The 12098-nt window shown below is 61.8% G+C and carries 9 protein-coding genes; 7 read left to right on the top strand and 2 right to left on the bottom strand.

All coding sequences use genetic code 11. The features are described 5' to 3' along the window. Positions 1-42 precede the first annotated feature (42 nt). The 7 genes from ACO6TG_RS09835 to ACO6TG_RS09805 all read left to right on the top strand — a co-directional run bounded on the left by ACO6TG_RS09835 (position 43) and on the right by ACO6TG_RS09805 (position 9606). Positions 43-2523, top strand: coding sequence for an FAD-dependent oxidoreductase (locus ACO6TG_RS09835; RefSeq protein ID WP_422378015.1), 2481 nt, complete (start codon positions 43-45; stop codon positions 2521-2523). After that, the gene (locus ACO6TG_RS09830) at positions 2520-3617 is read left to right on the top strand and encodes an alcohol dehydrogenase family protein (protein ID WP_422378014.1); all 1098 of its coding nucleotides are present in this window, start codon (positions 2520-2522) and stop codon (positions 3615-3617) included. Before ACO6TG_RS09835 ends, ACO6TG_RS09830 begins: the two co-directional genes overlap by 4 nt. Further along, entirely contained in the window at positions 3614-4726 is a 1113-nt protein-coding gene (locus ACO6TG_RS09825) for a mandelate racemase/muconate lactonizing enzyme family protein (RefSeq protein WP_422378013.1), read from the top strand. Before ACO6TG_RS09830 ends, ACO6TG_RS09825 begins: the two co-directional genes overlap by 4 nt. Then, complete coding sequence (locus ACO6TG_RS09820; protein WP_422378012.1) at positions 4723-5838, top strand: mandelate racemase/muconate lactonizing enzyme family protein; 1116 nt, start codon at positions 4723-4725, stop codon at positions 5836-5838. The genes ACO6TG_RS09825 and ACO6TG_RS09820 overlap by 4 nt, the downstream gene beginning before the upstream one ends. Further along, positions 5835-6959 (top strand): mandelate racemase/muconate lactonizing enzyme family protein, encoded by a 1125-nt coding sequence (locus ACO6TG_RS09815; RefSeq protein ID WP_422378011.1) that lies wholly within the window; start codon positions 5835-5837, stop codon positions 6957-6959. The genes ACO6TG_RS09820 and ACO6TG_RS09815 overlap by 4 nt, the downstream gene beginning before the upstream one ends. Positions 6960-6972: 13 nt before the next feature. After that, a complete protein-coding gene (locus tag ACO6TG_RS09810; protein WP_422378010.1) occupies positions 6973-8256 on the top strand; it encodes an aspartate aminotransferase family protein in 1284 nt (427 codons plus the stop codon). Between the two features lie 105 nt (positions 8257-8361). Further along, complete coding sequence (locus tag ACO6TG_RS09805) at positions 8362-9606, top strand: glycoside hydrolase family 3 N-terminal domain-containing protein (protein ID WP_422378009.1); 1245 nt, start codon at positions 8362-8364, stop codon at positions 9604-9606. On the opposite strand, the gene ACO6TG_RS09800 is transcribed toward ACO6TG_RS09805, so the two are convergent. Together ACO6TG_RS09800 and ACO6TG_RS09795 are read right to left on the bottom strand one after the other, a co-directional pair. Beyond that, positions 9600-11150, bottom strand: coding sequence for a TRAP transporter large permease (locus tag ACO6TG_RS09800; protein WP_422378008.1), 1551 nt, complete (start codon positions 11148-11150; stop codon positions 9600-9602). The genes ACO6TG_RS09805 and ACO6TG_RS09800 overlap by 7 nt on opposite strands. Beyond that, positions 11147-11650: a TRAP transporter small permease subunit gene (locus tag ACO6TG_RS09795; RefSeq protein WP_422378007.1), complete on the bottom strand. Its 504-nt coding sequence runs from the start codon at positions 11648-11650 to the stop codon at positions 11147-11149. Before ACO6TG_RS09795 ends, ACO6TG_RS09800 begins: the two co-directional genes overlap by 4 nt. Between the last annotated feature and the right edge of the window lie 448 nt (positions 11651-12098).

Below are 12098 nucleotides of genomic sequence, written 5' to 3'. Positions count from 1 at the left end.
TACGCTGTCCATCGAAAAATTCACCGGCCAAGGAGACAAGACGTGTCGGATGCTGGATCTTCGAAATTGCCGTCCCAGGCGCGTGTCGTCATTGTCGGCGGCGGTATCATGGGCTGTGGTCTTGCCTATCATCTGGCCCATGAAGGCTGGTCCGATGTGGTGCTACTGGAAAAGGCGGAGCTGACCTCCGGATCGACCTGGCACGCGGCAGGACAAATCACCCATTCCACGTCCAGCTTCGGGCTCGGCAAATGTGTTGGCTACAACATCGATCTCTATGCCGGTGCTCTGGAAGAAGAGACCGGTCAGTCGGTGACATGGCACGGCTGCGGCTCATTCCGTCTTGCATACACGGAAGACGAAATGGACTGGCTGCGCCACACGATGAGTGTCGGCCGGGCGCTGAAATTCCCGATGGAACTGGTCGGGCCGGAGCGCATCCGCGAGCTTCACCCCTATTACAATCTCGACGGTGTTCTTGGCGCGCTGCATACGCCGGAGGACGGTCACGCCGATCCCTCCGGCGTTACTCAGGCGCTGGCCATCGGTGCGCGCAAATTGGGTGTGAAGATCATCCGCCGCTGCCGGGCGACCGACATCAAGCAGCAGGCAAATGGCGAGTGGAAAGTGTCCACCGAGCTCGGAGACATCACCTGCGAGCATGTGGTCAATGCCGGCGGCACCTATGCCCGTCAGATGGGCGAGTGGAGCGGATTGCAGCTGCCGATGACGTCCATGACGCACCACTACATCGTCACGGACACGGTTCCGGAATTTCTGGAGCTCGACAAGGAGCTGCCCGTCATCCGGGACGACAAGCTGGTGTCCGGCTACATCCGCATGGAGCAGAAATGCGGTCTGATCGGCATTTACGAGAAGGAGAACCCGAACACGGTCTGGGAGGACTTCTGTCCCTGGGAAGCCGAGAACGAGCTGTTCGAGGCCGACTATGACCGGATCATGCCCTGGCTGGAAAATGCCATGGACCGGATGCCGATCTTTTCCGAGCTTGGCATCAAGCGCGAGGTTCATGGCGCCATTTCGCACCCGCCGGACGGCAATCCGCTGATCGGCCCTGCACCTGGCGTCAAGAATTACTGGTGTTGCTGCGGCACCCAGATCGGTATCGGCTGGGGGCCGGGCCTCACGCGCGAACTGGCGCGGTGGATGGTGCATGGAGCCGCCGATATCTCGATGCGTGAGTTCGATCCGCGACGGTTCGGCTCCTACGCAGATCAGGACTGGCAGGTGGTCAAGGCCAAGGAGGACTATTGCCTCCGCCATGAAATCCCGTTCCCACATTTCAATCGCCTCGAAGGCCGTCCGATCAAACCGAGCCCGCTCTATGAGCGGCTGAAGGAAAAGGGCGCGGTCTACGAGGAAGTCTATGGCCATGAACGGCCGCGCTGGTTCGCGCGGAACGGTCTGGAGCAGCGCGACTATTACTCCTTTAAACGGGCTGCTTGGCACGATGTCGTCGGGGCCGAAATGAAGGCGGTGCGCGAGACGGCCGGCATCATGGACATTTCCGCCTTCACCAAGGTGGAGCTGTCCGGTCCGGACGCGGAAACCTACCTGGACCGGCTGGTGGCCAATCGCCTGCCGAAGAAAGTCGGCGGAATTGCGCTGACCCATATGCTGAACCGCCACGGACGGATCGAACTGGAACTGACGGTGGTGCGGCTGGCCGAAGACAGGTTCTATCTGGTCTGCGCCGCCTTCTTCGAACAACGTCTGCTGGATCACCTGGCCCAGCAGCTTGAGGGCGAGGATGTCTCGGTTCGAAACCTGTCGACCGAATGGGGCGCCATGGCCCTGAACGGACCGCTTGCCCGCGACATTCTGCAGCCCAACACGCCGGCGCCGCTCGACAACCAGTCCTTCCGCTGGCTGACGGCGCAGGAGATCGAGGTGGCCGGTAAGAAGCTCTGGGCGTTCCGCATGTCTTACGCAGGAGAGCTCGGCTGGGAGTTTCACGTCCCGCGCGCGGACATGCTCGCCGTCTACGATGCGCTCTGGGCAACCGGCGAGCCGCTCGGCCTGACGGACTACGGTTCCTTTGCCATGAATGCGCTTCGCCTTGAAAAGGGTTTCAAGGGAGCAGGCGAACTGACCAATGAAGTCACGTTGCCGGAAGCCGACGTGATGCGCTTCGTCAAGCTGGACAAGCCGGCCTTCCTTGGCAGGGACGCGACGATGGAAAGTGCGGAGGCTGACCGTCTGCCCTGGGTCTGCGTCTACCTGGAAATCGAGCCGGACGGATCGGAAGACGGGCATGGCGGTGAAGCGGTCCTCTTGAACGGAGAAGCCGTCGGGGCGACCAGCTCGGTCGCCTATGGCCATACGGTCGGCAAGATCCTTGCCTTTGCCTATGTCAAACCGGAGGCCGCGGCGCCCGGACAAGAGCTGGAGGTCGTGATCATGAACACGCCGCGCAGGGCCCGTGTTCTGGCCGATCCGGCCTATGATCCGGACAGCATCCTGCCGCGCACGGACGCCCGGGTGGAGGCTGCCGCCGAATGACAAGCGTGCCCAAAACCATGAAAGCGATCGTGCTGGAAGGGCATGGTGGTCTCGATCAACTCGTCTGGCACGAGAACTGGCCGGTGCCGAAGCCGGGTCCTGGCGAGGTGTTGATCAAGGTCGGGGCTTGCGGGCTCAACAACACCGACGTGAACACCCGGTCCGGCTGGTATTCCAAGACCGTCTCGGATGCGACCACCGGGGGCGCTTATGACGAGGTCGACGAGAGCGATCCGACATGGGGCGGGCGGCCGATCACCTTTCCGCGTATTCAGGGTGCCGATACGGTCGGCACCGTGGTCGCGCTGGGCGACGGGGCGCCGGTCGAGCTTCTGGGACAGCGTGTCATGGTCGATTGCTGGCTGCGCGACTGGTCCGAGCCCTACAATCGCGACAAGACCGGCTATTTCGGCTCGGAATGCGATGGCGGATATGCCGAATACACGAAGGTCGACGCGCGCAACGTCGCCGTCATCACCTCCTCATTCAGCGATGCGGAACTGGCCACCTTTTCCTGTTCCTACACCACGGCGGAGGGCATGCTCGGCCGCGCTGAAGTCGGTTCGGGAGACACGGTGCTTGTCACGGGCGCCTCCGGCGGTGTCGGCTCGGCTCTCATCCAGCTGGCAAAGCGGCGTGGCGCGACGGTCGTCGCTTTGGCATCGCCTGCCAAACATGCCGATGTGACAGCGCTTGGCGCGGATGTCGTTCTGGATAGGGCTCCGCAGAACCTGAAAGCGGAGCTCAAGAGAGCCACGGGCAAGGACACTGTTTCGGTCGTCGCAGACATTGTCGGCGGCGCCTATTGGGGAATGCTGATCGATGCCTTGGAGCGGGGAGGGCGCTACACCTGTTCCGGAGCCATCGCCGGTCCGATCGTCGAGTTCGATCTTCGCACCTTCTATTTGCGGGATCTGACTTTCACCGGCTCGACCGTGATCACGCCCAATGTGTTTGGTGACCTGGTCGGCTATATCGAACGCAGCGAAATCCGGCCCGTCCTGGCGGCGACCTATCCCCTGAAGGATTTCCACGCCGCGCAGACTGCCTTTATCGAAAAAAAACACACGGGCAACATCGTGGTGGTTCCATGAAGATCACCCGCATCCGCATCTTCAAGACGGATTTGCCCTATGTGGATGGCGCTTATGGCTGGGGCGCCGGCAACGCGATCACCACCGCGAGAGCCTCGGTTGTCGTGATCGATACCGATGCAGGGCTTTCCGGCTGCGGTGAATTCACGCCCTGCGGTGAAAACTACATGGTCGCCCATTCCGAAGGTGTGGAGGCTTTGGCCCGATTGGTGGCGCCCACCCTGATCGGAGAAGATCCGCGCCAGGTCGCCCGGATCGAGCAGCTTCTGGATCATCTGGTGCAGGGCCATGGCTATGCAAAAGCGCCGTTCGATGCTGCCTGCTGGGACATTGCCGGCAAGGCGCTCAATGCACCCGTGTGGATGTTGCTCGGGGGCAAGCTGACAGACGGTGCGCCCATGTACCGCGTCGCGCCGCACCGGAGCCGGGACGAGACCGTTGCCGAACTGGAACGGCACAGGGCCGCCGGCTACCGCCAGTTCCAGATCAAGGTCGGGGCGGACTGGGCCGAGGACATTGAGCGTATCCGGGCGGTCGTGCCCCTGTTGCAGCCCGGCGAGAAAGCAATGGCCGACGCCAATCAGGGCTGGCGGGTCGACAATGCATTGCGGGTTGCGCGAGCGACACGCGATCTTGATTTCGTCTTCGAGCAGCCGTGCCGAACCTATGAGGAATGCCAGCAGGTGCGCCGGCGGATCGATCTGCCGATGAAGCTGGATGAATGTGTCACCGGCATGCCGGCTGCCCAGCAGATCGTTGCCGACCGGGGAGCAGATCTGGTCTGCCTGAAGATTTCCAATCTCGGTGGCCTGTCAAAAGCGCGACGGGTGCGGGATTTCCTTGTCGACAATCGCATGCCGGTCGTCGCCGAAGACACCTGGGGCGGCGAGATCGCGACCGCGACCCTGGCGCATTTCGCCGCCTCAACACCGGAAGAGTTTCTGCAGAACACGACGGATCTTTGCAATTACAACACGCGGTCAACCGGCACACCGGCTCCCGCAACACGCAGCGGCAGGCTTTACGCGTCCGATTTGCCCGGGCTCGGTGTTGAGCCCGACTTCGACAGCCTGGGTGAACCGGTTGCCACATACGGAGAAGCGGCATGAAGATCACGCGCATCTCCGTCTGGGCTGTGCCTCTGCCTTTGTCAAAACCCTATTGGCTCTCCGGCGGACGGCTAAAATTCGAGGCTATCGACAGCACCTTTGTGCGCATCGACACAGATGAAGGCCTGTCGGGTTGGGGGGAAGGCTGTCCCTGGGGGCATACCTACCTGCCAGCGCACGGCCCTGGCCTCAGGGCTGCGTTGGGACTCTTGGCGCCTGCCCTGATTGGCAAGGATCCCCGTGCGCTCGATGCCATCAACAGGCTCATGGATGTGACGCTGCCCGGGCATCCTTACGCCAAATCCCCGCTTGATGTTGCCTGCTGGGATCTGCTCGGCAAGGCGAGCTCTCAGCCGCTCTGGCGACTATTCGGAGCGGGTGAACCTGCGCCGGTTGCCGTCAATTCATCGATCTCGACCGGTACACCGGACGAGATGATTGCCGATATCAGAACCGCTAGCGGGAAAGGGTATCGGACCCATTCCGCCAAGATCGGAGGCAGCGATTTTGCCGCCGATATCGAACGGATCGAGGCGATTTCCGCGGCGCTTCCCAAGGGCGAACAGGTGACATTCGACGTCAACCGGGCCTGGACACCGGGGGGCGCGCTGCAGGTTCTGAACGCGGTCAAGGCGCGGGACTGGATCGAGCAACCCTGCGAGACGCTGGACCAGAGCGCTGCCGTTGCGGCCAGGGTGCCGCAGCCGATCATGCTGGACGAATGCCTGCATTCCTTTCAGGACCACCTGGACGCCTGGCGGCTTGGTGCGTGCCAGGGGGTGAAGGTCAAACCGAACCGGGTCGGCGGCCTGACAAAGGCCCGGCAGATCCGGGACTTTGGCCTGTCGGTCGGCTGGCAGATGCATATCGAGGACACCGGTGGCAGCGCCTTTGCCGATACGGCAACGCTGCACCTGGCCGCGTCGACCCCGGAGGCCAACCGTCTGGCGAGCTGGCTCTGCCACGCGCATCTGGCAAGGGACCCGGTGCCCGGACAGGGTGGCCGGAACCAGGCAGGCCTGGTGCATCTGAACGAACAGCCGGGTGTCGGGATCGATCCCGATCCGGTGCTCCTTGGAGACCCTGTTGCTGTTTATGGAGGGAAGCAGTGACCAATTTTCCGGATTTCCGCATTTCGGGCCTGACGCTCTGGCGCGTGCCGCTGACCAGCCACGAGACCTACTATATGGCGTCGGGCAAGACCTGTGCGACGGTCGATAGCATGGTGCTTCGGATTGAAACGGATCAGGGCATCTCCGGGTGGGGCGAAGTCTGCCCGATCCCGCACTATCTGCCGGCCTATGCGAGCGGGGTGGCGCCTGCACTGGAAGAACTGGCACCTGTCCTGATCGGTGCGAACCCGGTCGGCGTTGAAGCCCTGATGGTGGCCTGCCGGTCGCATCTGCTCGGGCATGCCTATGCCCAGTCAGCCATCGACATTGCGCTCTGGGACCTGACGGGCAAGGCCTGCGGGGTGCCGGTCTATACGCTGCTGGGTGGACGCCAATGCGAGGACCTGCCGCTCTATCACTCCATTACCTGCATTGCGCCGGAGGAAATGGCCCGCATCGCAAAGGAAGCCATGGCCACCGGCATGCGCCAGATCCAGGTGAAGCTCGGCGCCGACGACAATTGGGAGGCGGATGTCGCCCGTTTGCGCCTGGTGCGCGAAGCCGTTGGGGTCGGCCCGCTGGTCTATGGCGACTGGAATTGTGGTGCGACCCGACTGGATGCCACCAGGGTTGGCCGGGCGGTCGCCGATCTCGACATCATGCTGGAGCAGCCCTGCGCGACGCTTGAGGAATGCGCCGCCGTGCGCAGCGCCACCAATCTGCCGATGAAGCTTGATGAAAACGCCCATGACACGGCAACGCTCCTGAAGGCCTACGAACTCGGCTGCATGGATGCCGTCGCTCTGAAACTCAGCAAGTTCGGCGGCATTTCGGAGCTGCGCCGGGCGCGGGACCTTTGTCTTTACTTCGGTGCCAAGATGTGTGTCGAGGACACCTGGGGCTCGGATGTTGCCACGGCAGCCGCGCTTCATGTGGCCGCGGCCACACCGCCAAAGTCCATCATGAACGTTTGTGATTTGTCCGGTTATGTCAGCCCGCGTATTGATGCGGACGCACCTGTTCGCTCCAGGGGGCGCATCACACCGCCGGTCGGGCCTGGGCTCGGTGTCTGGCCCGATGCCGATGCGCTTGGAGCTCCCGTTCTGTCCATTGCCGCCTGAGGAGGGCGCTTTCATGAAAACCACCATCTCGCAACAGGACTGGAAAGACCGGGCAGCCCGGGTGCTGCCTGCGGCCGGATTCGGGAATTTCGATCCGGGACTGATCATTCGCGAGGGCAAGGGCTCACGCGTCTGGGACGAAGACGGCAACGAGTTCATCGACTATCTGATCGGTTCCGGTCCGATGCTTGTTGGCCACGGTCATGAAGAGGTTCTTGAGGCTGTTCAGGAGCAGCTTGGCAAGGGCATGACCTTCTTCACCAACAATGCCCGCGGTATTGAGCTAGCCGAAGCGCTGGTCGAAGCGGTGCCCTGCGCCGACCAGGTCCGCTACGTCTCCACCGGCGGTGAGGCCGACATGTATGCCATGCGTCTTGCGCGCGCGCATACCGGCCGGGACAAGATCCTGAAGTTTGAAGGCGGCTATCACGGCATGTCAGCCGAGGCGCTGATGAGCCTTGCCCCGAAAACCCTGGTGAACTATCCGCAGGCCGTTCCCGACACGGCCGGCACGCCGGAAAGCGTGCGCGACAACATGCTGATTGTACCGTTCAACGATGCTGACTTTGCGCGGCAGCTGATCAACGAACATGCGGAAGAGATCGCCTGCGTGATCGTCGAGCCGCTGCAACGTCTGATCCCGCCGGAGCCCGGCTTTCTGGAGGCGCTGCGCGAAGAGACGGCAAAACACGGAATTGTTCTGGTCTTCGACGAAGTGGTCACCGGATTCCGTCTTGCCTATGGCGGCGCGCAGGAAGCGTATGGCGTGGTGCCCGATCTCTGCACTCTCGGCAAGGTGATCGGCGGCGGTTTCCCGCTGGCGGCGATTGCCGGCAAGAAGGAGATCATGGACCATTTCGACAAGGCGGTGGTCGGCGAGAAGGGCTTCACCTTCCAGATCGGCACGCTGAGCGGCAATCCGGTGGCGAGTGTCGCCGGATTGAAGACGCTGGAAATCCTGAAGCGCCCGGGTGTTTACGACACGATCAAGGGACATGGCGCGCGTCTGATGGCAGCTTTTGCCAAATCGCTCGGTGATCAGGGGATTGCGCACCAGCTTGTTGGTGATCCCGTGCTGTTCGACGTCGTCTTTACCGACGCTCCGGTGAAAGATTACCGGGATGTGCTGAAGGGCGACGCCGCCAAAGCGAAGGTCTTCAACCAGAGCCTCAGGGCCAGCGGCATCCTGAAACCCGACAGCAAGCTCTACACCCATCTGGCCCTGACGGAGGCGGATCTTCAGCAGACCGAGGCGGCGCTGGAAACGGCGGCAAAAGCGGTGGCGGCGGCTGGCTGACCGGACCGTTCTTTGACCCGGCAAAGCGGTTCCGGTTGTTTGCCTGACAACCGGGGCGCCTTATCTTGAATTCCGAGACCTTTTGTCGATGGCTCGGAGAGTGAGATGACGTTCCCGCCTCTGCTCGCGGTGTTCCTGACTGTGATGACTGCCCTTGGTGGTCACGGAATGGCGCGCGCGGAGGCGACAGATCCGGGAACAGGGCTTGCCGCGAAAGAGGAGATCGCGCTGGAAACCAAGATCGGCCAGATGATCCTGGTCGGGTTTCTGGGAAACCGCCCCAGCCATTCCGGCTTCAAGCGTGTTCTGGCCCAGATGGAAGCCGGTCAAATCGGCGGCGTGCTCTATCTCGGGCGGAACCTGAGGGACCGCAAGACGGTGCGGCAAATGAATGCGGCCCTGAGTGAGGCCGCCGCGGATCATTCACCTGCCTTGATCGCGATCGATCAGGAGGGCGGGATTGTCCAGCGCTTGAAACGGCATCACGGCTTTCCGCAGACTGTTTCGGCAAAACGCATGGCCCGGCGGTCCAGCCCGGCCGAAGCACAAGAGGCCTATGGGGTGCTTGCGGAGGGGCTTACGGACTGGGGGTTTACGCTCAATCTCGGTCCGGTGGTGGATGTCGACATCAATCCGCGCAATCCGATCATCGGACGGTTAGGGCGGTCTTACTCGCGCGATCCGTCCAAGGTCGCCGACTATGGCGCTGCCTTTGTCGAAGCGCATCGACGCCATGGGGTCCTGACGGCGCTAAAGCATTTCCCAGGTCATGGCTCCAGCCGGCGCGACAGCCACAAGGGGGCGGTCGACGTGTCCAGGACCTGGTCAGACAAGGAACTCATTCCGTTTCAGCAGCTGATCGATGACGGCAAGGTCGATCTGATCATGACGGCCCATGTCATCAATCGCGCACTTCAAGGCAAGGGCGAAAAAAGAGTGCCGGTTTCCCTGTCTGAAACGGCCCTGACCGGCAACCTGCGCGGGGAGCTTGATTTCACCGGCGTGATCATCACGGATGATCTGCAGATGGACGCAATCCGTCGAACCTACTCGCTGGAGACCGCCGTCCTAAGCGCTCTGTGGGCCGGAACGGATATTCTGCTCTTTGCCAATGACAAGCGGCCCGACCCGGAGATCCCGGTGAAAGTAGCCAAGATCCTGCTGACGGCGGCAAAGGACGATCCCCGGCTGGTTGAAAAAATCGACTCCGCCTATGACCGTATTCTGACGTTGAAGGGCAGATTAACGGCGCCGCCGGCACAACAACCAATCGCCCCGAACGCGCTTGAGGCCTGGCTTCTGGAGACCAGACCTGACCCCGAGCGCTGCACGCTTCCCGTCATTCAGTAAAGCCAGCGCGGCAGCCAGGTGGCGATGATCGGGAACAGCCAAAGAATTGCGACTGCTAAGATCTGCAGCGCAATGAAAGGCACAACACCGCGATAGATCTGTCCCGTCGTGATTTCCTTGGGCGCCGCACCGCGCAGGTAGAAGAGCGAAAAACCAAAAGGCGGGGTCAGAAAGGATGTCTGCAGGTTGATGGCGATCAGCACTGTCAGCCAGATCGGATCGATACCCATCAGGATGAGCGGCGGGATCAGCACCGGCAGCAGGATTACCGAGATCTCGACGAAGTCGAGGAAGAAGCCGAGCACGAAGACAAACAGCATTGCGAAGATCAGCGCGCCGGTCGGCCCGCCCGGCATTTCATTCAGGATCGCGTGAACGCGGTCCTCGCCGCCAAGCCCGACAAAGACCAGCGAAAAGAAGCTTGCCATCAAGATGGTGGCGAAAATCATGGAGGTGACGGTCAGCGTCGACATCAGCGATGCCTTGAGCAACCCGTCGCCAAAGGCGGCTTTCAGGATGCGCAACACGACACCGAGCGCAAAGAGTGCAAGGCCGGCATAAAGCGCAGCCAGCACATAGCCGCCAAAAGTCACATCCGAGCGCTGCAGCCGAACGGGCAAAAGGGAAGCGGCGACGGCCAGGATGAGCAGGGCGGCGGTGGCCAGCACAATCAGCTTTGTGGAGACACCGAGACGACGGCCTGCCAGCAGGATTGCGCCGACCGCGCCGACGGAGGCCGCCTCGTTGGGCGAGGCGATGCCGCCGAGGATCGATCCGAGGACTGCTATGATCAGCAGGATCGGCGGCACGATCGCGCTGGCGATCTCCGTGGCCGAGGGCTTGTCGACATGCTCCTTCATGGCCGGTGCATCGCTCGGGAAGAGCGTGGCGCGGGCCAGGATATAGACACAGTAGACGGCGACCAGTAAGAGGCCGGGCACCATCGCGGCGGCGAAGGTCTGGCCGACGGAAATCGTTTCGATGGTGAACTTGCCCTGCGCATATTGCGCCTGCTGGAAGGCATTGGACATGACATCGGCGAGAATGATCAGCAGCGTCGAGGGCGGAATGATCTGGCCGAGCGTGCCGGCGGTGCAGACCATGCCGGAGGCGAGCTTCGGATCGTAACCATTGCGCAGCATGGTCGGCAGGGCAATCAGGCCCATGGCAACGACCGTTGCGCCGACAATGCCGGTGGAGGCGGCGAGCAGTGCGCCGACCAGCACCACGGAAACCCCAAGGCCGCCGTTCATCTTGCCGAAGAGCCGCCCCATCGTTTCCAGGAGATCTTCCGCGATACGGCTTTTTTCAAGGATGACACCCATCAGGACAAACAGCGGGATGGCCGTCAGGACCGGATTGGTCAAAACGCCGAAAAAACGCTGGCCCATGGCGCCCATGAGCTGGATGTTGAAGTCCCCGATGAGCCAGCCGAGAAGGGCAAAGGCGGTGGCCACACCTGCGATGGTGAAGGCGACCGGATAGCCGAGCAGAATGAAGGCGATCAGCGCGCCGAACATGATGAGATCGAGCGGCAGGCTCATGCGTCGGCGCCTTTCAGTTTCTGAAGATCGCGAATGAAGGCGGCGACACCCTGGATCAGCAGCAGAATGCAATAGGCGGGGATCAGGGTTTTCAGGAGAAAGGAGGCCGGAATGCCGCCCACCGAGATCGGGCCTTCCAGGATCGCCCAGCTGCCGCGTACCATGGGCCAGGAAAACCAGAGCAGCACGATCAGGGCCGGCGCCAGCAAAAAGAGGTGTCCGAAGAGATCGATCCGGGACTGAATACGTTCGTCCGCCTTCGCGTAGAAGATGTCGACGCGGACATGGGCGTTGACCAGAAACGTGTAGCCGGCGCCTAGCATGAAGATCGCCGCATGAAAGTAGAGAACGCCCTCATCCAGGAAGATGAAACTGTAGCCGAACACATAGCGCAGCAGCACGATCACGAATTGCAGCAGCAGCATGCCCAGCGCCGCCCAGCACAGCGTGTTGCCTATCACCAAGTTCACGCGCTCCAGCGCGCCCGCCACTTTGTCCATGCGTGGTGTCCTGCTTCCTGTCTGCCTCTGGCGGATTGATGTCTGCCGCATGATCCAAAAACCGACGATTTGTCATCCCGGACAGAGCGAAGCGCCGATCCGGGATCCAGTATGCCGCAGCACTTGGACCCAGGTCTCAAGCGCAGGTGGTTACTGGGTCCCCGCCTTCGCGGGGATGACAAGGGAAAGGTATTGCCCCTTGAACGGTAGCTTCAGATTTTCTGGCCTATCCGCATAATCAAAACTCACGTTCTTCGTCCTTGCAGGGCTTGACCCTGCAAACCATGCCGTTCCCTCGAAAGTCCCACTGGTTTCGTGAGGAAACGGAATGATCCTATGGTGAAGCCATGGGATGACGAAGGAGGTGCATTTCCAGTGTCCTCATCCAGTCTCCCGCTTTACCCACAGCCTCATCCTGAGGAAGCGCGGAGCGCTGTTTCGAAGGATC

This window comes from Roseibium sp., from assembly GCF_965233565.1.
GTDB lineage: Bacteria > Pseudomonadota > Alphaproteobacteria > Rhizobiales > Stappiaceae > Roseibium.
The sequence above is the reverse complement of the archived record's forward strand: the minus strand, read 5'-3'. Positions and strand labels throughout refer to the sequence as shown.

Coding starts and splice junctions, on each gene's coding strand:
- ACO6TG_RS09810 (WP_422378010.1), top strand. CDS start 6,973: ATGAAAACCACCATCTCGCAACAGGACTGGAAAGACCGGGCAGCCCGG.
- ACO6TG_RS09795 (WP_422378007.1), bottom strand. CDS start 11,650: ATGGACAAAGTGGCGGGCGCGCTGGAGCGCGTGAACTTGGTGATAGGC.
- ACO6TG_RS09830 (WP_422378014.1), top strand. CDS start 2,520: ATGACAAGCGTGCCCAAAACCATGAAAGCGATCGTGCTGGAAGGGCAT.
- ACO6TG_RS09800 (WP_422378008.1), bottom strand. CDS start 11,150: ATGAGCCTGCCGCTCGATCTCATCATGTTCGGCGCGCTGATCGCCTTC.
- ACO6TG_RS09805 (WP_422378009.1), top strand. CDS start 8,362: ATGACGTTCCCGCCTCTGCTCGCGGTGTTCCTGACTGTGATGACTGCC.
- ACO6TG_RS09820 (WP_422378012.1), top strand. CDS start 4,723: ATGAAGATCACGCGCATCTCCGTCTGGGCTGTGCCTCTGCCTTTGTCA.
- ACO6TG_RS09825 (WP_422378013.1), top strand. CDS start 3,614: ATGAAGATCACCCGCATCCGCATCTTCAAGACGGATTTGCCCTATGTG.